Raw genomic sequence first — 21,468 nt, forward strand, 5'->3', positions numbered from 1 at the left:
TATGAGACGAAGCAGAGCAAGACGACCAACAAAACGCGATGATAGCAGACATAAAGCGTTTATCATCGCGGCCCTTAATGAGCTTAAAACCCACCCGAATAAGCTCACCATCATTAAGCAAAATTGCCAACTTTATAAACAACAGCCCCACCTTAAAAGAGGCTTCTTAACAGCCATAGAAAGATGTGAATGGGTGCTGGAAGTTGACGATGACATCGACAGAATAATCGCTCAAATCCTCGCTGAAGATTATATTGGCAACCGACTTCGTCGCTATCCTTTATTGTTTAAAGGGGTTGTTGACGATTAATCTAGTTTGGCTAAAACGAGATTTTCGCGTTGATGATCATGCTCCACTTTATTACAGCCAACAAAACAATCGTCCAACATTGTTTGTTTATGTGATTGAACCCGATTACTGGCAACTTCCAGATACAAGCGCACGACAGTTTGAGTTTATAGCTCAAAGCTTACATTCTTACACAAAGACACTTGAAAAACGCGGTGGCTATTTGTGCGTAAGAACGGGCGATGTGGTGGAGCTGTTCAGCAAAATACATCAAAAATACCCAATAAATACGCTCTACTGCCACCAAGAAACCGGCAATGATTGGACGTTTTCCCGTGATACTCGGGTATTTAACTGGTGTCGAAGCCAACAAATCTCAATTAACCAATACCCTCAGCAAGCCGTTTTTCGGGGAAAACTCAATCGCGACCATTGGCAACACAAAGCCGCTGACTGGCTCAATAGCCCAGCCCTGAGCGCACCTTCAAAGATTAATTCCTTGCTCAATCATCACAGCGGCTTAGCACTACTTGATGACTATCTGGGTAACGACAAATTCACGGCCAAAGCAATGCAACTGGGTGGGTTACTTGCAGCAAACAACACACTGGAGAGTTTTTTTAATCACCGTATTAATCAATATCTCTTTGGGATTTCTAGCCCTTTGACATCCGTAACCAGCAGCTCAAGACTCAGTCCTTACATATGTTATGGCGTATTGAGCCTAAAACAAGTACTTAAACAAGCCATTTCATTACAAGTAAATAAGCGTCAAAAGGCGGGATTCATTGCTCGCTTGCATTGGCATAGTCATTTTGTGTAAAAGCTGGAGTCTGAACCGCGCTATGCTCGACAGGCTATACACAAGTCGCTAATTAATATGCGTACCAATGAGTTTGATACACACTTATTTGAGCGTTGGAAAGCGGGCTGTACGGGCGTGCCTTTTGTTGATGCTTGTATGCGTATGCTTAACCAAACAGGTTGGTTGAACTTTAGAATGCGCGCCATGTTAGTCTCCTATGCAAGCTATCATTTGTGGCTTGACTGGCCACAAACTGCCGCTTACTTGGCCAGCACTTTTATCGACTATGAGCCTGGTATTCACTACCCGCAGATACAAATGCAATCAGGCACTACGGGTATCAATCCCTTTCGTATTTATAACCCCGTCACCCAAGGACAAAAGTATGATGCCGACGGCACATTTATTCGAAAATACGTACCAGAGCTTGACCATGTACCAAACAGCTACATCCACACGCCATGGTTATATAGCGGCTTAAAAACAGACCGATATGAAAAGCCAAATAGAACCCCAGATGACGGAGCTAGGCGCGCCAAGGAAAAAATTTCACAGTACTATAAAAACCATATCGACAGCAGTGAAACACAAAGAGTTATCAGAACGCATGCTTCTAGGCAAAACCGCAAGCATCGCAAGCCCACTACCTCTTCGTCGGTGCAACTGCGCTTACTTTGATTTCGCCGAAAAAGGGTATAGTGCAAACCTTCCAATAAGTCCGCTGAGTATAGTTTGCGTAAAAGTTAAACCCTTCGAATAATAAACGCTCAAAGCACAATAAACACGGTTACTTCATCCCAAGATTAAGGTTAATTAACGAATCTCTGTGACCAAAAAGATAAAAAATGTTAAATTACGGCAATTTTTTGAATATTAGAGATTGTTTGCTATGTCAAATGCTGTAGAGACACAAGCGCAGGAGCAACCTGATAATCAACAGAGCAAAGGTTGGTTTAATCGATTTTTAGCCACTGTTGAGTTTTTAGGCAACATGCTTCCCCACCCGATTACATTGTTCGCTATGTTTTGTATTGCCATCGTGTTGTTCAGTGGTATCGCTGACTGGATGGGATTGAGTGCTATTGACCCTCGCCCCGAAGGTGCTAAAGGACGTGATCCAGATGGTGTTATAGAGGTCGTGAGCCTGCTCAGTGCCGAAGGTCTACAAAAAATCGTAACTGGACTGGTAACAAACTTTACTGGCTTTGCGCCACTTGGCACCGTGCTCGTTGCCCTACTTGGTGTCAGTGTTGCCGAACATTCTGGCTTACTCTCAGCGGCAATGCGCGGCATGGTAATGGGCGCATCAAAGCGCTTGGTAACCTTTATGGTGGTCTTTGCTGCAATCTTATCGAATACTGCTTCAGAACTTGGCTATGTGGTACTTATCCCATTAGCGGCTATGATTTTCCACAGTTTAGGACGCCATCCTCTAGCGGGTCTAGCAGCGGCTTTCGCCGGTGTATCTGGCGGGTATAGTGCCAACTTATTGTTAGGTACAATTGACCCACTACTTGCCGGTATTACCACGCCTGCAGCGCAGATGATAGACCCAAGTTATCAGGTAGGCCCAGAAGCAAACTGGTATTTCATGATGATTTCGGTGTTTTTAATAGCCATCGTCGGTACTTTAGTCACTGAAAAGATCGTAGAGCCTCGCTTAGGTAAATATAACCCAGATGAAGCCAATATCGATTTAGGCCAAAACAACATCGAACACTTAAGTGCCACAGAGAAGTCAGGCCTGAAATGGGCAGGTGTTACATTACTGATTGTATCTGCACTCCTAGCACTCACTATTGTGCCAGAGAACGGCATTTTACGTCACCCAGAGACTGGCGAAGTGGCAGGTTCACCATTCCTTAAAGGCATTGTAGTATTTATTTTTGTCACCTTTGCTATCCCAGGCTTTGTTTATGGTCGCGTTGTAGGCACCATGAAAAATGACAGAGACGTCATTGATGCGATGAGCAAATCAATGAGCTCAATGGGTATGTACATCGTTCTGGTATTTTTTGCTGCGCAGTTTGTGGCGTTCTTTAAGTGGACAAACCTAGGAACCATCTTGGCTATCAATGGTGCGGCTTTGTTACAAGCGTTAAACCTAACGGGCCCTGAAGTATTTGTACTGTTTATTTTTATGTGTGCTTTGGTAAACCTAAGCCTTGGCTCTTCATCAGCACAATGGGCTGTAACAGCCCCCATCTTCGTTCCTATGCTGATGTTGGTAGGTTATGCGCCAGAGACCATTCAAGCCGCTTATCGTATCGGGGACTCAGTCACCAACTTGATCACCCCCATGATGAGTTATTTTGGTTTAATTCTTGCCGTCGCAACTAAGTATAAAAAAGACATGGGGATAGGTACACTCGTAGCAACTATGCTGCCATACAGTATGTTCTTCTTCATTGGTTGGGTTGCGCTGTTTTACATTTGGGTATTTGGTTTTGGGTTACCAGTCGGGCCCAACTCCCCCATCTATTACACGCCCTAATTAGTTCAAAAACGCCAGCACCCGCTGGCGTTTTTAGTTTCAGGTCAAATAAATTCGGTACAAGAAACTATAAAATACTGACATAATGACAAAATTAGAGTTGTTAAAAGGCAATCGCTCACCTACAGTTCAGTAGAACTTGCCAAAAAAGGAGCTTAGGTTTCTGACGAAACATTCATTATTCAAAAGGTAGTTTATGTATACACTCTTTTATTACCCACGTAATGCGAGCCTTGCACCGCACTTCGTGTTGAAGGCACTCAAGGTGCCGTATCAGCTAGAGCTTGTTGATCGCAAGAAAGTCGTACAAAAATCTGCTCAATATTTAAAATTAAACCCCACTGGCCGCATTCCCACTTTGGTTGACGATGACTTTGTTCTGTTTGAAAGTGCTGCTATCTGCTTATATCTATGTGAAAAGCACCCCGAAGGTCATTTAATTCCTGAAGCGCCTAAAGCCAGAGCCGAATTTTACCAATGGCTGATGTATTTAACCACTACCTTGCAAAATGAACTTATGGTGTACTACTACCCTGAGCGCCACACGCAAAGTGCGATTATGTACGATGACATTGTTAATACTCAGCAATCTAGGATCACTGAATGCTTAGAGCTGTTAAACAAACATATTGGTGACAAAACTTATATGGTCAACGATCAGTTTACTGTCTGTGATTGCTATATGTTTATGCTTTGTATCTGGGCCGATGAGCTTAAAAAGCCGCCCTTAAGTTTCCCAAACTTAAACCGCTACCTAAAAACCTTAGCCAAACACTCAGCCATCAAAGCAGTGTGTGAAGAAGAAGATACCGACTTAAGCGCATATAAATAGCCTCTAGCCGATTACCATGGGGATGAACACTTGTACCCCATGGTCTGAAACAACCTCCAAATACTTTGTCATTACAACCTAAATACTAAGCAATAAAGTTGCTAACGAAACCCTGTTTAATAATCCTCCATTTGAGCGTTTGCGGTTAGCTTGTTAAAATTGAATATGCTCTAATACCGCAAAAATCATTCATTTCATTTATGCTTTCTCAATTTCAACAGTTACTAGAGAACAATACTCTAAGCCATGATATTGCGCAGCAACGCGCATTGCATGCTCTCGCGCAACTACAAGTAGGCTTAGCAAACGGCCACGCTTGTAAGGGTATTTATTTACATGGACCTGTTGGTCGGGGTAAAACCATGCTGATGGATCTGTTTTATCGAACTTTGTCTGATGACATAGCCAAACAGCGACTTCACTTTCATCACTTTATGACTCAGGTACACGATGCGCTCAATGCGATTCAAGGCCAAATTAACCCGCTCTCGCAGATAGCCAAGCGCTGGGCCGATAAAGTCAACGTGCTCTGTTTTGATGAGTTCCATGTCAGTGATATTGGCGATGCCATGATTATGGCAAGGTTATTTGAGCAACTTTTTGCGCATGGCGTAACACTGGTCGCAACTTCTAATTGCCACCCACAAACGCTTTATTGCAATGGTCTTCAGCGACAAAGGTTTCTCCCCACCATTGACCTGCTTGAACAACACTGTGACATTGTTGATGTAGCCGGAGAAGTTGACCATCGTTTTGCCAAAGGTTTTGATAGTAAGTATTATTTTGTAAATGAACGCACCTCATTTGAAAGTCTATTTACACAAGTTCAAGGCCAGCTTTTTGAGCATCACATCACAATATGTAATCGACCCGTTGTAGCAATGGGCATCGCTCAAAATGCCATTGCTTTTGATTTCTATGCGTTGTGTAGTGCACCAAGAGCCACCGCTGACTACATCGCACTGACACAGCAATACCGTGCTATTTTTATCGCTAATGTGCCAGTGATGGGTTCAAAACCGTTGCAGCACACCACAACACAAGGGGTTGAAGATGGCTATCAGCGCGCTTCGCATTTAGACAATGCTCACCTACTTGACGACCACGCCCGACGCTTTATCGCCCTCGTTGATGAGTGTTACGAGCAAAAATGCTTGGTTGTGGTACATTCTCAAGTCCATTTACAACAGCTCTATGTTGGTGAGCAACTGGCCTTTGAGTTCGAACGTACCAAAAGCCGACTCGTTGAAATGCAACAATGGACGTTAGATAAAGCCGCTTTACCAGCTAATTAGTGAATATCAGGCAGAACATCTAAGCCGTTTGCGCTTAGATGCTCTATTTAGCCTTTAAAAGTAGTGTTGGTGTTGGGCTGATAATTTTAAGTGCGGTGGTCGTAAATAACTGCGATATAGATAGCGATACTCTTTGTTAATGCGCGCCTGTTTACTGGATTTTTGTTCGCCCTCATCATTGAGCAATGACGTCAAAAACGACTTGAAGGTATCTTGATGCTGCGCAGCCAGTTGCGTGAGCTTGTCATTGTAGCCGCCATAAAAGTCTGAGCGCAAGTTGCGTTGTAATGCTCTAAGCCCACCAAGATCATGTTGTGATAAGTATCTGATTGCCAAATAAGACCATTGATATATTTGCTCAGTGCTTTGCCCATATTTGGTTGCAAATATACTTTCTAAATCAAGCCACTGGTCTTGATTGGTATCTCGTAATACTTGAATGGCTTTAGGGTTATCATCGCCTTTTGCAATCAACTCAGCGAGCCCCTCACTCCACCATACTAACTTCTGCGGAAAGTGCCCAAAGGCCCCATATTTGTTAAAACGCCCATCCAAGTAATGTACATATTCATGGTTTAGATTCCACACCTTAAACTTATCATCGGTCCAAAACGCCTGAAAGCTATAAAATGTTGCTTGATTATTTGGGTCGCTCGGTGTGCCTTCAATGTACATGCCGCCGTTGTCGGTGTGAATATCAAACAATAACTGGCCATAGCGATTGTAGTCACTGTAGTTATCGAAAATCACAACCTGTAATGCGTGGTTGTAATCATTTGCCACACTGCGCATTTTGGTGGCAAACAATTGGTGAAAATCTTGCTCTTGTGACGTTAGCCTTTTACAGGAATAGGTGAGCTGTTCATGGTCTAAAGACGTGGCGCGGATCCACAGTCTATCTGAGCATTTATGCTTAATCGGCAACACGGTATCAATATCAAAACTAATGCAACGCCCTTGCTGGCTTTCATTGCATTCACTCAAGCCACGAAAGCTATTCACTAAGTAGTTGCTGGCGTACCAAGTTTGCTTATCCTTTGTCGAAGCCCCGCTGATACTTTCAAGCTTTGACCACACTTTCTCATCAAGTTGTTGTTGCTGAGTATCTGGTATCAGTTGATGAATGTAGCCAAGGCTCCACAGCGCGTGATCTCTGCGCCATGATGACTGAGATACCTCATCCAGTAAGATATTGATAAGCGCCGATTGGTTTGCAAATAGCGTTGATAACTCAGGCTCTCTGCGCGCCATAAAAGCGCTAAAACCAATTGCTCGATAGAGTTCCCATCGCGCATAGTCATGCCCTAGTCCTTCAACATCACCAAGGGTTTTAAACAACGCTACCAAAGCAGACAATTGCTCGGGCCAGTTTGTCAGTTCTTTTTCTTGGGTTAGCAAACGATAGACCAGTACCGCATAATTCTCGGCAAAGCGAGCTTGCTCGGCTACGCTAGGCGCATTTTTGAATAACTTTAACAGTACGTTCGACAAAGATTGATAATCATCGGTATTAAGGCTATCTAAATCTGCAAAATAACTAAACCCACGCAAATCGTACAACACGCTATTGATTGCCTTCCAGTCAGGGTGCTTGAGTGTAGTTTGATTATCTAGATAACTGAGTGCCTGAGCGAAATGTTGTTTATCTATATTGTGTTGCCACCAGCCGCCTACTGGGCCAACGGGTAAAGTTTCACTCATTGAGGAGGCAGGTTTAACACTGTTGCAAGCACTTAATATGGCTATCGACAATGGAATAAATACGGCTTTTTTCAACATGGCATGACAGGCCTTATCACCTGCTCCTAATTATTATTTTTGAATAATATAGAATATACCAAATGTACTTTTCAATCTTAGTTGTTGTTTTTTGCCTATTTAAGTTAAGGTGGGTTGCTTAACGTAAAGAGGTCACTTGATGAAAAAAATCGCTTTGTTTGTAGATGTGCAAAATATTTACTACACCTGCAAGCAGTCTTTAGGAAAGAACTTTGATTACAACGCCTTTTGGGCACACGCCAAACAACTAGGCGATATTGAATACGCTTATGCCTATGCCACCTATCGCGGTGATGATAAACAAACACAGTTTCAAAACATACTTCGAGCGATTGGCTTTGAGGTTAAGCTCAAACCTTACATTCAACGTGCTGATGGCTCTAAAAAAGGTGATTGGGATGTCGGCATCACCATAGATATGATGGAAACAGCCAAACAAGTGGATGAAGTCATACTGCTATCTGGCGACGGAGACTTCGCCATTTTGCTTGCTCACTTGCGTAATCAATACGGTGTCTCAAGCCGAGTATACGGCGCACCTAAGCTTACCTCTCAATTACTTATGGATAGCTGTGATGTGTTTAGCGCAATTGATGATGCCCTATTACTCTCATAACCCCGTGGCTAATACACATCATTGATTTAAACGGTAGGTATAAAAAGCCAAGTGCCGTAATCACGAGCTAATTATGTGTTGTGGTATGATTATCAAGAGAGTTTGATCTGCTTTAATATAACAAGACAAATCAAACATGGACAAATGCTCCCTGGCTGCCCCTCATTCTTCGGGTATTATAGCCAGCAAGCATTTGCCAATTATTTACGGCGTTAGCCTCGTATTGGAAAAGAAATGAGCGCTGAAGAAGATAAAGAAAATAATGAAAAGGTAAGTGGCTTAGAGGCCTACAAAATAGCCTTGGAAACCCGCAACTTGGAAATCGGGTTATTCTGGCAAAGATCAAATTACTTCTTGGTTTTGAACGCGGCTCTAGCGATTGGCTTTTTTCGTTTGTCTGACAATAAATATTCTATTTTACTTGCGTGTCTCGGGGCATTCGTCTCATTTCTCTGGTTCAGGGTCAATTTAGGTAGTAAGTATTGGCAGGCGCGCTGGGAACATCGTCTGAACAAAAAAGAAAACGAAATAGCAAGTGATCTTGAGTTTTTCTCAGCTGACTCAACAACTATTCAAGCTGATGTTGAAGCTAGTTTTTCTCATGGCGCAAACACAAAAGGTAAGTTTCAGAAGTGGCTTGAACAACAAGCACTTAAAAAGCCTTCTGTAAGTTATAACATGACACTCTTGTCCTTGGTGTTTGTTGCCACATGGGGCTTGCTCATCATTATCAAAATATTTTCGTAGTGAAAATCAAAAAGGCTAACAAAAAGTTCAACAACGCTCGTTCCTCGCTCGGACAGCCTACGCAGCGCTCCGGCTGCTGGTTAACTTGGCGTTATGTATCAGGAGAATCATGGCATCTCATAAGTGACTAAAAGTGTTGCACAAAGCTTGGCTCACCATGCAGTGAGTGCGCTTTCCTTTGTGCATCCTCATCTTGGTCAAGCCTGTGAGGAAGCAGGCCTAGATTCCATAGAAATCTATTTGTCTGATGCTGAGCCATGCCCAAAAAGGTTTCTAAACATAGAGCCACTAAGGCTGGCACTAAATACTCTCAAAGAAACACTCTACGGTTTGGTAACTGCTGAGGGTTTCGAGCCAAAAGATATTGAATCGGCAAAAATGGTTTTCGAGTTCAAGCACGGTCAACTCGGTCACTATTGCAGTGTTTGCACAGCCTCGTTGGTCAGTGCATCCAAAACATACCAAAGTAAGGCTAATTACTTTGGAAGCACAACGCGGTAAGTCGGGTTGTCTCTAGGTAGATTTATCATTTTTGTCGGATGGCGGCGCTGCGCGCCTTATGCCGACCTACGCCAAAAGGTAGGTTGGTTAAGCCGAAGGCGCCACCCAACAGAGTGTCAGATGCACGCGTTGACGATCCACTTCCTGCACTTCGTGGAACTAACCACTTGAATTAAATGATAAGGAAAGTGATCACAATCTAATACTTGTGTCATAAGTAAAACTCGCTTGTAAGCTCATTCAATAGATATCGACCGTTCGTGACGCGATGATGATCATACCTACGGTTTGCTCTCCTTTTCTTTTGCTCGAATCTGAATTAATTTGATGTATAGATGAATAACTTAACGACGCTCTCAGCGCATACGGGCATGCCACTTTGAGTTCATTCATGATTTCTTTGATTTTGCTTTGTACATCTTTCATTTCAAATGCCCTCTTTTCTGGTGCGAGCAAGAACAACGCGATAAGTCGTATTACTTCTAGTAAATTCATCACTTTTGTCGGATGGCGGCGCTTCGCGCCTTATACCGACCTACGTCAATGGGTAGGTTGGTTAAGCCGAAGGCGCCACCCAACAAAGTATCTTTTTGTTTTTTATGTAGGTTTGGTCAACATTCTCAAGCACGTTTTTAATCAGTGGCCTAAATAGCTTGAGTTCTGAAAAGTTCGGTGAGGTGATCGATATATTACTCGACGTCATATTTTATCCTTAAATACAACTTAGTTAAGTAACTGGGTTTTTAGTAAAAGCTGCGGCAGTAAGTGGCTCTATTTATTAAGAGCCACACCATATTTAAACCGTAATTATTTATCAAGGCCCAATTTCTTGCCCTTAATCTGCTTGCGTACATTAGCGATACGGGCACGGTTTTTGGCTCTTGCTTCACCGCTTGCTTGGTTGCTAGGACGGTTGCTGCGCGGCTGGCGACGCTGGTGAGCGGGCTTTTTCGTTAACTTTTTGATTAACGTATCGCGGCTGCTGACTTCGTAGCCCGGTAGGTAGTAGCGTTTGATCTGTTGCTCTATCAACTGCTCAATGTGGATAAGCACTTGCTCTTCTTCACGAGAAACAAAGGAAATTGCCTGCCCTTGATTGCCCGCACGACCTGTACGACCAATGCGGTGTACATAATCTTCCGCAAGATAAGGTAAGTCAAAGTTCACCACGCGAGGTAGACCTTCAATATCGATGCCTCGCGCTGCGACTTCTGTAGCTACCAATACGCGATATTTACCTTCTTTGAACTCTCGTAATGCGCGGCGACGAGCACCTTGCTTTTTATCGCCATGACAAACAATCGCAGGAATACCATCAAGGTTAAGTTCTTCCACCAGTTCATCGGCAACATCTTTCATGTTGACGAACACCAGTACCTGTTGCCAATTTTTCTTACCAATTAGTTCTGAAAGCAGCTCTCGCTTGCGCCCTTGCTCAACTGGGTACACTACGTGGCGTACCGTCTCTGCGGTGGTATTCTCAGGCGTAACCTGCACGTATTTAGGGTGACGCAATACGCGGCTGGCAAACTGTTTCATCGCCGGTGGGAACGTGGCCGAGAACAACAACAACTGGCGTTCATCATCCACCAAATCAATGACCTGCTGCATATCGGTGATAAAACCCATATCTAGCATACGGTCTGCTTCATCTAGCACAAGATGTGTTACTTTTGCCAAACTTAAATTACCAAGACGAATATGGTCAAGTAAACGGCCCGGTGTTGCCACCACAATGTCAGCACCCTTAGCCAGCGATTGCGCTTGGCCTTCAGCACTTACACCACCAAATAAAGTGACCGTTTTCAACTGGGTATGTTTGCTAAAAGCACTGCAATTTTGACCTATTTGCTCAGCCAATTCACGTGTTGGTGCAACAATCAATGCACGCGGCTGACCAGCCTCTTCGCTTTCATTTTCAAGTAGCTTTTGAATAATTGGTAAAGCAAATGCAGCGGTTTTACCCGTACCTGTTTGCGCAGTTGCCAGCACATCATGCCCTTTGCGAACCACAGGGATTGCGGCTTGTTGTATTGGAGTTAGGGTATGGAAATTTAATTCGTCTAATGCTTGTAACAGCAAAGGTGAAAAGCTAAAAGATTTAAAGTTCATGGTAAAAAACCTGCGGCCAATACTTAAGGGCCGCAGATTATACGTTATTTGTGCAAACCTAACAAAGCTTTAATAATGTTTCGTCAATTGCCTGTGCTTTACCGCCGACGATATCCGCTTCACTGAGCTGGTTAATAAGCGCCATACCCGTTGCTTGCTGCTCGCTGTTAAGCGGTACATAGGGTAGACGGAACACAGGGTTAACCGCGCCAGTCATGATAAGCGCCGTGTTAATCGCAATCGGGTTGGGTTCGCAGAACAGCCATTGCATCAATGGTTGTAGCTGAGCATTCAACTCTTTGTTTTCTTTATCCATTAACCGGCGGAATAAGCCTGGGATCAAGTTTGAAGTCACCGATATTACACCGTGAGATTGATAAATATGACGGCTATCATGTGCTTCATCATCATTACCTGACCAACAAGCAATACCTTGTGCTTCATAATGTGCGATACGCTCATTACCGCCACATTCTTTCACGCCAATGAAATTTTCATGTTTTGCCATTGGTTCAATGATATCAGGGGTAAGATCTTGACCAGTACGACCTGGTACGTTGTAAATAAATGCAGGACCGATGTCTAACACACACTGAAAATGCGTTTTCAGTCCATCAATTGAGGTACGACCGTAGTATGGGTTGATCTGCAGTGCAGCATCCATACCCGATGCAAAGCCATATTCTGTGGCTTTAATGGCTTCACGAGTATTATTGCTACCGGTATTGCCCACAATAATCAGTCTATCTGAAAATTTATTAACGCTATGGGCGATGAGCATTAAATGCTCCTCCCAGTTCATCAATTGGCCTTCACCCGTTGTACCACCAACAATGATACCGTCTACACCCGCTGCTATCTGCGCCTCAACCAACGCATCATAGGTTTGCAGGTCAATATCTCCCGCCATAGTGTAAGGCGTTTTAATTGCCGTAATTAGGCTCGCTTGTTTTATCGTTTGAATCGTACGCATTGTGCTCAAATCTTGGTGTTTTCAAAGTTGCGCACTGTTTTACCATAAATGACGATATGATCCGAGGGAAAAGCCGATTAAATTTGCAAAAACAGTAAAGTCTAGACAACAAACTAGTCCGATTGATTTACAGCTAAGCCTGTGTATTGCAAAACAATAAATAAAGCCACAGCGTTTAAACCGTGGCTTTAGTGCTTATCACAACGGGGAGGTGTTTTAGAAAGAACGACTTAACCCTACGTAGTAGAATCGTCCTCTAAATGAATACAGATTGTCGTCTGTAGATGTGCCGTTCGCTTTTAGGAATGGCGGCTCTTTATCAAACAGGTTTTGCACACCAAAATGTACATCTGTTTGCAGCTGGTCGATGAAATAGCCCAATTGGATATTGTGGAACACTGTTGCGTCCATCACATCATCCTCAGCAGCTGTGATCTTGGAGTTATAAGCTGCATCCCAAGTAACTCGATAATTGCCCTGTTCCCAATCCAACTGAAGGTTAGCTTTGTATTCAGGAATACTGCCAAACGCACTATCGTAAGTACCCACTACATCTCTAAATGGTGTATCACTCGTGTCTTGCACCTCAAAATCTGCCATATACGTCGCATCTAAATTAAAGCGCCAAGTGCCAAGGTTGTTTTCATGCAAGTAATTGATGTTTAGGTCATAACCTGACAGATTACGCGCGGCTATATTGTTTGACGATGAGAATATTGTTTGAATATAACCCGTGCCGTTGTTGCTGCGGATCACCGCATTGGCAAATTCAGGGTTACCGGCCACATATTGATCAACCACATAGCGCGAACTTGAAAACACTACATTTGACTGTTCAATGTCAAAGTAGTCTAACGTTACGCCAAGCCCATCAAGCGGCTCCATAACGAGACCTAAGGTCATGTTATCCGCTTCTTCTGGTTTTAAGTTAGGGTTGCCGCCGCCGATAATGTCGTTACTTTGAATTTCATTTTTACTAAACGCAGGGTTAAGCCCAGCACAACCTGCTATCGACGTGTTGAAGTAGTTGGCATCATTGTTTGGGTTACATGGGTCGTACATATTGGTGTTGATAGACGATGTGCGTCCTTGATACATCTGTGCCATTGTCGGCGCTCTAAAACCAGTGCTATAGCTGCCGCGAATTTTCACCGATTCTAACGGGCGGTAAATAATGCCAAACTTAGGGTTGGTTGTTGTTTGGTCGATGTCGCTATAATCGCTGTATCTTACTGCGGCTTCTACATCTAAGTTTTCAAGCACTGGGATTGCCAGCTCTAGGTAGTACTCAGAAATTTCCCGCACTGGCGAAGTAACTGGCGTTACCGAGCCCCCCCAAGAAACGTCAAATGTAGCTGTTCGCTGTGCCTGATCGACACTCAGTGACAACTGATCTTCTCGATACTCTGCTCCTGCTGAAAACATCATCTCACCTGCATCTAACTGCATCACAGGCCCTGCAATACTTGCTTGAATAAATGACAAGTCATTTTTGTTGGTTTGCGATGGTGCGGTCGTATTGATGAAATCGAGCATGTCTTGAGTAATTGACCCTTCTGGGCCAAACACGTTAAGCGCCACACAATCTGGGTCCGCAGCCGTTTCACATTCATCTGATAAGGCTCGCTCAATTTGAATAATTGACGGTTGCGCGCCACCTTCTTGTACCAATTTTGCGCTTTGGCTGGAGAATAACACTTCCCAATCATACTCATCCGCCAGCATACCTTGCAGACCTAGCGTATAACGGGTAATAGTATTGTTAGACTGATAAATTCGCGAGCCATATTCACTGAATCGTTTACTTACGTTACCGGCCTCACCAAATGGGTTATATTTTTGATTTGGGCCAACACCGAAGTTATTGCCGTCTGCATCAGGATAGCGTTTAAACGCGTTAGGTGTATCAACGCTGTCTCCATACCACCCTGTATCTGTGCCTGGCGGTGCCTGATTGCCTTGCACAAAGCCATCGTGGAATGACAATTCAGTAAAAAAGGTTAGCTCATCGGCAAGTTCATATTCACCAAACACGAACACACTGGTGGTTTTATTGTCGTTAGCGCCCGATTGTGCTGCGCGGTAGTTATAGCCCTCTTTATCATAATCCCAAGCAATAACCTGACTTGGATTACTTGCATCAGGCACAGTCCAAGTACCTTCTCCTAACCCAAAGCCAGTTAATTTCGGATTAGGTGCTGTTCCAGAGCGCCCATTTCCACCACCAAGATACGTTTGGTCCGCATCTTTGGTCATGTAGCGGTCTTTTTCTTCCCAACCAGCATTGTTACTGGTTGACGCTGCAACCATAATGCTCGCTTTATCTGTGCTCACGCCTGTAACAAAACCCACTTTTCGCTCATCAGCATCACCACGGGATGATCTGCCAAAGTGCGCGGTAACTTTGAATCCCTCAAAATTCTTGCGAGTGATAATGTTGATAACTCCCGCAATAGCATCAGACCCATAAATTGCTGATGCCCCATCTTTGAGTACTTCAATCTGAGAGATGGCTTCAAACGGGATTGAGGATAAATCGACCAGTCCATCTTCATCAGAGCCAACTAAGCGGCGGCCATTAAGCAGTACCAGAGTATTGGTCGCTTCAATACCACGTAACGTAGCCGTTTGAATATTGTTGCTACCCGCACTGCTTTGGTTGTTCGCCGTATTACCAGTCAGCGCAGGCAATCGACGCAATGCAGAACTAACATCACTAATACCCAAATTGGTCAGTGCTTCTTTGCTCACAACTGTGATTGGCGAAGTAGATTCGACTTCGGCACGGGCGATTCTCGAACCGGTTACCATAATTTTTTCAACTTCTTTTAAGTTGTCGTCTGCCGCATGGACATTTGCGCTAATGCTGCTAACTGAAGAGATCACTGCCAGTGAAAGCGCAGAGAATTTGAAGGTTAACTTAGTTGTCATTATAAGCCTCTATTGTTGATGTTATTGTTCAGATTGCTGCATCTCACGCGCCAGCGACATAGTGCTCACTAACGACGCCTATCAGCGTGTGCCGACATACGAAAGCCTCCAGAACTTTCGCGTAAGCTGTGCATTGTCCGTAAAATGCACAACCAACATACGATATATTGCATACAATATGCAATAATAATTACCCAAAATCAGTAATTTTATTTTCCTTCGTGGTTTTCAACCGAACTTTTGCAGATTGTTGATTATGGGAATACGCCTTGGAGATTTAATTAACTTATTGAAGTTGTAGCTTATTTAATATTTTTGTTGAGTCTGAGCAACTCAGGAGTAAAAAAACTAATTTTTAGCGCTTGTAAAATTTTAATACATAGTACAAAATTCAAATCACTGTATATTTATCCAGTTTAATTTGTATGAGCTTACTTAATCACTTAAACACTCATTTTTATCGTACAGAAGAACTTTGTCAGGCGCTTAAGGTTGATACTGAGCAGCTCACTCATTGGCAAGAAAGTGGTCTGTTCCCTAAGCCCAGCTACAGTATTCAAAATCAGATTAAATGTAGCTCTTTTCTCGGTTTATATGAATGTGAGGAATTCACTGACTATTATCCCCGAGGCTGTGTACAGTGGGGCCTAGATTTAATAAAACACAAAGTCAGCAACGCAGCACAAGCATATGAGCTATTTTTTCAGCATTACACGCAAAGCTTAAAAAAATGCCAACAGCAAGGACTACATTGCCAAGATGAGCGCTTTAGTGATGACCTTTGTGAGCAGATACAAAACGCTTGGCAGCAATATTTATGCAGTAAGTATGGCGTTATCAGCCAAAATGGACTCGTTGAGGAGCTGGTGCATATAGAGCTCGGCCGAGCCATTGTTGATGAAATTACCGAAGAGCGCAGTACAGCTAGCATCAATGCACAACACCGTCCCGCTTTGCTGCATGCCCTAAAATTGCTAAATAGAGCCTTTAGCCACCCCGCTAAACACGAACGCAATCACTCGTTACGAGAGCGCTATATAGATGCCTTGGTGTGTAAGTATGATTTATCGATTAAGTAGCTGTGCGACATGTTGAACACATCACACATAGTTACTAAGGAAAGCTTTCGCGACCGATTAGCTAACGCTTTACGGATGTTCTCATGCTTCGTTAACCGAGGCATTTAGTTTATATTGGATTACTAAAATTAGAATACGCTAATCGAAATTTTAAACTCAGTGTCAAGATAAACTGGTGGGCTGCTTCACAAGAGAATCGTCAAGGCGATGACCCACCTCAAGCCAAAATATATTTACCCGTGTTCTCACAACATAGCCAATATCACGACATTAGCCCACACCAAAGCACAGGCTGTTTAGAGTAAATTGCTAGAAATATAAGAGACTATTGATATTCCTGATCAAAGTGTGCACGCATAACTTCGAACGCTTTTAGCACCTCTAACTGCGGCTTACAAAGTTCGTCGTACCATGCATCAAAGCGTTCATCGTCATCTTGATCGCTAAGGGCTTGATATTGAGCCAATAGCTCTATGATGTCGGTATGAGTACAGGCTAAAGCGTCTAGCTTCTCACTCAATGCTGAATGATCTTTGTTTTTCAATGTCGCAATGACGCTATTATCTAATTGTTGGTTTTGCTCCGTCATAGCGGCTCCCTTTTAAACATTACGCTCCTTATTTATAACAGTCTGGTAGCGAATAGCTACCCCTGATCGTACTAGTTGCGCAACATTCAAGCTGTTCTGTGAAAAAAATTAGAATTTTTCAACTAATTATTTATTCCACAAAATTGCTATTTACCGAATAGTAATTCCCAAATACTGGGAGGCTCATGGAGCTCATGATATTGTTTTCTGAGCGCATCAATCTTTTTCAGCTGTTCTTTTGCTTCCGCCAGCTTACCTTCTTTTGCCAATCGCTCACTGTTTGCTAGTACATTTGCGACCCTTTGTAAGCCCTCAGTGGACTTATCTTGAAGCTTTGGTTCAAAGCGGTGCTGTTGACTGACTAACAAGTGCTCTCGAAAGGCGTCTAAGCTTTCAAGTAATTGTTGCTGTGACTCGCTTTTCATAGCGTTTTTGTAGGCAAGTCCCATGTTTTTCATGGTCACTTCCAAATCACTACTTTGCTTAGCGGCGACTGACAGTGACATAACGAACAAAGCGAACAATAGGGTTCTAAGCATAAATCCTCCAAAAAATTTCAGGGCATTATAGTGGCCTTTGGATTATGAAAAAAGCAATAACGGACCATCCCAAGCAGGCAACTCAAATAATTTCAGATTTTTGTGCCATAATAACTACTTAACGAAATGACTGATGAGGTTAATGTGTTCAAAAAGTTTGCACTTACGTGCATTTTTTTGATGTTCGCCATCCCAAGCGCGGCAGCCGAGCTAAAAGTAACGTTTATTAACCCTGGGTTCTCTGACGACAACCCTACTGGGAACTTCTGGTTAAATGTTACAGCCTTTATGCAAGCGGCCGCAGAAGATCTCAACATTGACCTAAGTGTGATGTACGCTAACAGAAATCATATCGATATGAAAAAAATGGTCGACAAGGCACTCTCCAGAGATGACCATTATTTGGTATTGGTAGACGAAAAGTCCGTAGTCGCCCAAGCTTTGCTTTCCTCTCAAAAAACACACGATAAAATTATATTCTTGCTCAACGCGCCTACAAAACAAGAGCAAATTAGGCTTAGAAGTAAAGGCTTTGGTATTCTAGGAAATATTGTACCGGACAACTTCCAAGCTGGAAGGTTACTTATCCAACAACTTGATAGCCTTGTTTTACGGTCAAAGAAGAATCCAGTCGTCAACTCACTGGCTTTACTGGGGGAAACCGCCACTGAAGCGGCTCGACAAAGAGAGCAAGGACTGCTCAGTCACAGTAATCGCTCCTACAATTTAAAACTGCAACAACGCATTGATGCTAACTGGTCACAACAAGAAGCCTACAGGATCACGAAGGGTCTGCTCAAGCGCTTCCCAGAAACTAAACTCATTTGGGCAGCCAATGATGCTATGGCAAAAGGTGCGGCAGAGGCTGCTACCAAATTGTCGATACGCCAACAGATAAGAATTGGTGGGGTCAATTGGGATAAAGATCACCACAAAGTATTAGATGCATCAGTCGGAGGGCACGTCACACTGGGCGCCTTTACACTGGTGAAAATTGCAGATCATTTTAATGACCCAGCAAACATAATAGGTGATAACGAGCTGCCCATTTTTAAGGTTTATAACAATAAGTACGAGCCTTTATATAAAGCTATTCATTCAAAAACACTAGATAAGATTGACTTTCGATATTTCTCTATCACGCATACTTCGCCGACGCCAAAACCGTTCACACTTGACAATATGACAGCGCTAGTAAAATAATTTTTTATTTCATTTATATTAATTTTTTAGATAAAAAAATATGATTATAAAAATATTAGAGAAGAACAATCCAATTATTCAAATTTTAATAATTTGTATATTCCCACTTAGTTTTTAGTACAAAAAACACACTGTTGACACATTTCAATTTACCTGTTTTATTTACAGAGGTTAACAACATGTAATAAAGGTAACTTAAAATGAAAAAAATGGTTTCTAACAACGTAAAGCTTTCAGTTCTTTCAGCCTGTGTAGGCGCAGCCCTAAGCGCAGGACATGTATCTGCCAGCGAAGAGCAACGCGTTATCGTGACACTAAATGACAGCGCTGTAAAAACGGCCCCAGTGCTTGTATCAAGCGCCGATGTTGCACGCTACAAACAACAAACACTAACGACTTTTGCTCAACAATTAAATGTCACTCCAATGACAGCGCTGCCAAGTGTTAATGCGGTCGTTATGAACGTAACACCACAAAAGCTTGCTGAACTTAAAGCGAACCCACAGGTTGCGAACGTCGAGGTGGATCCAAAGCGTTACTTAATGGCTGAGTCAACGCCTTACGGTATCAACATGGTTCAAGCAAACCAACTTGCAGATACAATGAGCGGTAACCGTAAAGTATGTATCATGGATACGGGTTATACGCTTAACCACCCTGACTTACCTAGCACAGGCATCACAGGTAATGATGGACATGGTTCAAATGATACAGGCAACTGGTATAACGATGGTAACGGTCACGGTACGCATGTTGCCGGTACAATTGCTGCGATTGGCGGTAATGGCCAAGGTGTTGTCGGTGTAAACCCATCGGGCCAACTTGGTTTGCATATCGTAAAAGTATTTAACGATCAGGGCCAGTGGGCATATGGTTCGGATCTAATAAAAGCCATTGAACAGTGTGAAGCATCAGGTGCTAATGTCACGAGTATGAGCTTGGGTGGCAGCGGCAGTTCAACGGCAGAACGTAATGCGTTCCAGCAAAGTTATGATCGCGGCGTGTTACATATTGCAGCTGCCGGTAACAGCGGCAACAGCAGCCTAAGCTACCCAGCATCTTACGATGCCGTAGTATCTGTTGCGGCAGTGGACAGCTCGGAAAACAAAGCATCATTCTCTCAGTACAATAATCAGGTTGAAATTGCGGCGCCAGGTGTAGGGGTTAACTCTACTTGGAACAACAATGGATATAAATCTATCAGTGGTACTTCTATGGCGACACCACACGTTTCAGGTGTTGCAGCGCTGGTATGGAGTCACTATCCAGAGTGTACTAACGATGAAATTCGTAAGGTGCTCAATGCTACAGCCAAAGATAAAGGTGCACCGGGTCGTGATACATCTTATGGTCATGGTATCGTACAAGCAAAAGCCGCTTATGATTATATCGCGCAAAATGGCTGTAGCGGCGACCCACAACCTGGTCCAATCGCAAGCTTCAGCTATAGCGTAAACGGTAAAACGGTTAAATTCACAAACACATCTAAGGATGCACGCAGCTACTCGTGGCAATTTGGTGATGGCGCAAGCAGCACAGAAGCTTCACCTAGCCATACCTATGCAGCAGCTGGCAACTACCAAGTAACGCTTACTGCCAAAGATGGTGAAAAATCTAACTCCGTGACTAAAACCGTTACCATTACAGGTGATGATCCTAAGGGATGTGATGGTATCGCCGCTTGGTCTTCATCAAAAATGTACTACACGGGTGACCTAGTTTCATATAAAAACTACAAGTATGAAGCAACATGGTGGTCTCGCTCTGCACAGCCTGATATTTTCAGCAACGTTTGGAAGCGTTTAGGTGCTTGTAACTAAGCTTTAAACGATTCATGAAAAGCGCCCGTCATATCGGGCGTTTTTTTATAACAACAGTATAAGCGTGCTCAACAGCATAAAAATAATCGCCACACTTTGCTTAATTGTTAGTTGCTCTTTGAAGACCCAAGCGCCCAGCAGCATTGCGCTAGTAATTCCTACCGAACGCTTTAATCCTTCAACAATCCCAGGTTGCATGAGCTCTATTGCCACAAGCTGAAGGATCACCGCACTGGAAAACACTAAAGCAGACAGTCCCCACCAGCCAACATGTTTTTGAATGTCAGCAGCCTTAACGCGCACACCTAACACCAAAGCCGTTGCACTCAACACTATGACAGTGATGTAGGTGGCATGAAACGCTTTATCACCGTATTGCAGCGCATACTTATCGATAACAATACTAAAGCCCCAACATAATGAGGTCAGTAAAGCATGCCAGATGCCGCTCTCAGTAGCTTTAAATCGTGTGCCCATGAGCCAAAACGATCCCCCAACTATACCCACAATCCCCAATACTTGCGCAGATGTGAGTGGCTCATTTAGCCAAAGCCATGCAAGCAAAGCAGAACACACTGGTGTAAAGGACAACATGGACAACACAATCGCGATTTTTCCAATTGCAAGCGCGCGAATAAATGAAACGCTCGCTACAGCTGCGAGCAATCCACTTACACTGGCGGGCAAAAAATATTCAACCGTCGGAAGCTGCGCGCCAGCGTACAACCACAGCACTAAAAAAACCGGTAACACGCTGAGACTAAAAACAACCGACATCAATGGCGCACGGTAATAGGCAGCCAACTTCTTACGGCAAAAATCAAAGCCAGCCCAGCTCAGTGCACTCAACATCGCAAACAACAT

The 21,468-nt window shown here is 43.4% G+C and carries 20 protein-coding genes; 12 read left to right on the forward strand and 8 right to left on the reverse strand.

Annotated features, from left to right (window positions below; genetic code table 11):
• Position 1: 1 nt before the first annotated feature.
• From BET10_RS01185 to zapE, 6 genes are all read left to right on the forward strand, one after another.
• A complete protein-coding gene (locus tag BET10_RS01185; RefSeq protein WP_070982996.1) occupies positions 2-310 on the forward strand; it encodes a hypothetical protein in 309 nt (102 codons plus the stop codon).
• Complete coding sequence (locus BET10_RS21705; protein ID WP_240503612.1) at positions 300-1,112, forward strand: deoxyribodipyrimidine photo-lyase; 813 nt, start codon at positions 300-302, stop codon at positions 1,110-1,112. The genes BET10_RS01185 and BET10_RS21705 overlap by 11 nt, the downstream gene beginning before the upstream one ends.
• 3 nt (positions 1,113-1,115) lie before the next feature.
• Positions 1,116-1,772, forward strand: a complete 657-nt coding sequence (locus BET10_RS21710) for an FAD-binding domain-containing protein (protein WP_276204873.1) — start codon at positions 1,116-1,118, stop codon at positions 1,770-1,772.
• A gap of 211 nt (positions 1,773-1,983) precedes the next feature.
• On the forward strand, positions 1,984-3,588 hold the full coding sequence (locus BET10_RS01195; protein ID WP_070982997.1) for an AbgT family transporter: 1,605 nt from the start codon (positions 1,984-1,986) through the stop codon (positions 3,586-3,588).
• A 196-nt stretch (positions 3,589-3,784) separates the two neighbouring features.
• Positions 3,785-4,420 carry a glutathione S-transferase family protein gene (locus BET10_RS01200; RefSeq protein WP_070982998.1) on the forward strand — a complete coding sequence of 212 codons (636 nt, stop codon included), beginning with the start codon at positions 3,785-3,787 and terminating at the stop codon, positions 4,418-4,420.
• Between the two features lie 200 nt (positions 4,421-4,620).
• A complete protein-coding gene (zapE, locus tag BET10_RS01205) occupies positions 4,621-5,715 on the forward strand; it encodes a cell division protein ZapE (RefSeq protein ID WP_070982999.1) in 1,095 nt (364 codons plus the stop codon).
• Between the two features lie 54 nt (positions 5,716-5,769).
• Here zapE and BET10_RS01210 read toward each other — a convergent pair whose 3' ends face one another.
• The gene (locus BET10_RS01210) at positions 5,770-7,494 is read right to left on the reverse strand and encodes a collagenase (protein WP_070983000.1); all 1,725 of its coding nucleotides are present in this window, start codon (positions 7,492-7,494) and stop codon (positions 5,770-5,772) included.
• A 139-nt stretch (positions 7,495-7,633) separates the two neighbouring features.
• On the opposite strand from BET10_RS01210, the gene BET10_RS01215 reads away from it, so the two are divergent.
• The 3 genes from BET10_RS01215 (at position 7,634) to BET10_RS01225 (ending at position 9,358) form a co-directional block, all read left to right on the forward strand.
• The gene (locus tag BET10_RS01215) at positions 7,634-8,110 is read left to right on the forward strand and encodes a LabA-like NYN domain-containing protein (RefSeq protein ID WP_070983001.1); all 477 of its coding nucleotides are present in this window, start codon (positions 7,634-7,636) and stop codon (positions 8,108-8,110) included.
• Between the two features lie 234 nt (positions 8,111-8,344).
• Positions 8,345-8,857, forward strand: coding sequence for a RipA family octameric membrane protein (locus BET10_RS01220; RefSeq protein WP_070983002.1), 513 nt, complete (start codon positions 8,345-8,347; stop codon positions 8,855-8,857).
• A 123-nt stretch (positions 8,858-8,980) separates the two neighbouring features.
• Positions 8,981-9,358 carry a hypothetical protein gene (locus tag BET10_RS01225; protein ID WP_070983003.1) on the forward strand — a complete coding sequence of 126 codons (378 nt, stop codon included), beginning with the start codon at positions 8,981-8,983 and terminating at the stop codon, positions 9,356-9,358.
• Between the two features lie 240 nt (positions 9,359-9,598).
• On the opposite strand, the gene BET10_RS01230 is transcribed toward BET10_RS01225, so the two are convergent.
• The 4 genes from BET10_RS01230 to BET10_RS01245 form a co-directional block, all read right to left on the reverse strand.
• Positions 9,599-9,784, reverse strand: a complete 186-nt coding sequence (locus BET10_RS01230) for a hypothetical protein (RefSeq protein WP_139158571.1) — start codon at positions 9,782-9,784, stop codon at positions 9,599-9,601.
• Positions 9,785-10,165: 381 nt separating this feature from the next.
• On the reverse strand, positions 10,166-11,470 hold the full coding sequence (locus tag BET10_RS01235; RefSeq protein WP_070983005.1) for a DEAD/DEAH box helicase: 1,305 nt from the start codon (positions 11,468-11,470) through the stop codon (positions 10,166-10,168).
• A 58-nt stretch (positions 11,471-11,528) separates the two neighbouring features.
• Entirely contained in the window at positions 11,529-12,443 is a 915-nt protein-coding gene (gene dapA / locus BET10_RS01240) for a 4-hydroxy-tetrahydrodipicolinate synthase (RefSeq protein WP_070983006.1), read from the reverse strand.
• Between the two features lie 216 nt (positions 12,444-12,659).
• On the reverse strand, positions 12,660-15,374 hold the full coding sequence (locus BET10_RS01245) for a TonB-dependent receptor (protein WP_070983007.1): 2,715 nt from the start codon (positions 15,372-15,374) through the stop codon (positions 12,660-12,662).
• A gap of 425 nt (positions 15,375-15,799) precedes the next feature.
• On the opposite strand from BET10_RS01245, the gene BET10_RS01250 reads away from it, so the two are divergent.
• A complete protein-coding gene (locus BET10_RS01250) occupies positions 15,800-16,453 on the forward strand; it encodes a DUF6058 family natural product biosynthesis protein (protein ID WP_070983008.1) in 654 nt (217 codons plus the stop codon).
• Between the two features lie 325 nt (positions 16,454-16,778).
• Here the strand turns inward: BET10_RS01250 and BET10_RS01255 are convergent, their stop codons facing one another.
• Positions 16,779-17,042 carry a hypothetical protein gene (locus tag BET10_RS01255; RefSeq protein WP_070983009.1) on the reverse strand — a complete coding sequence of 88 codons (264 nt, stop codon included), beginning with the start codon at positions 17,040-17,042 and terminating at the stop codon, positions 16,779-16,781.
• 146 nt (positions 17,043-17,188) lie between these two features.
• On the reverse strand, positions 17,189-17,581 hold the full coding sequence (locus tag BET10_RS01260) for a cytochrome b562 (protein ID WP_070983010.1): 393 nt from the start codon (positions 17,579-17,581) through the stop codon (positions 17,189-17,191).
• A 144-nt stretch (positions 17,582-17,725) separates the two neighbouring features.
• Here BET10_RS01260 and BET10_RS01265 point away from each other — a divergent pair, with 144 nt between their 5' ends.
• Entirely contained in the window at positions 17,726-18,784 is a 1,059-nt protein-coding gene (locus BET10_RS01265; RefSeq protein WP_170829087.1) for an ABC transporter substrate-binding protein, read from the forward strand.
• Positions 18,785-18,984: 200 nt separating this feature from the next.
• Positions 18,985-20,604 (forward strand): S8 family serine peptidase, encoded by a 1,620-nt coding sequence (locus tag BET10_RS01270; RefSeq protein WP_070983012.1) that lies wholly within the window; start codon positions 18,985-18,987, stop codon positions 20,602-20,604.
• 45 nt (positions 20,605-20,649) lie between these two features.
• On the opposite strand, the gene BET10_RS01275 is transcribed toward BET10_RS01270, so the two are convergent.
• Entirely contained in the window at positions 20,650-21,468 is an 819-nt protein-coding gene (locus tag BET10_RS01275; RefSeq protein ID WP_070983013.1) for a DMT family transporter, read from the reverse strand.

This window comes from Pseudoalteromonas amylolytica (assembly GCF_001854605.1).
Lineage (GTDB): Bacteria > Pseudomonadota > Gammaproteobacteria > Enterobacterales > Alteromonadaceae > Pseudoalteromonas > Pseudoalteromonas amylolytica.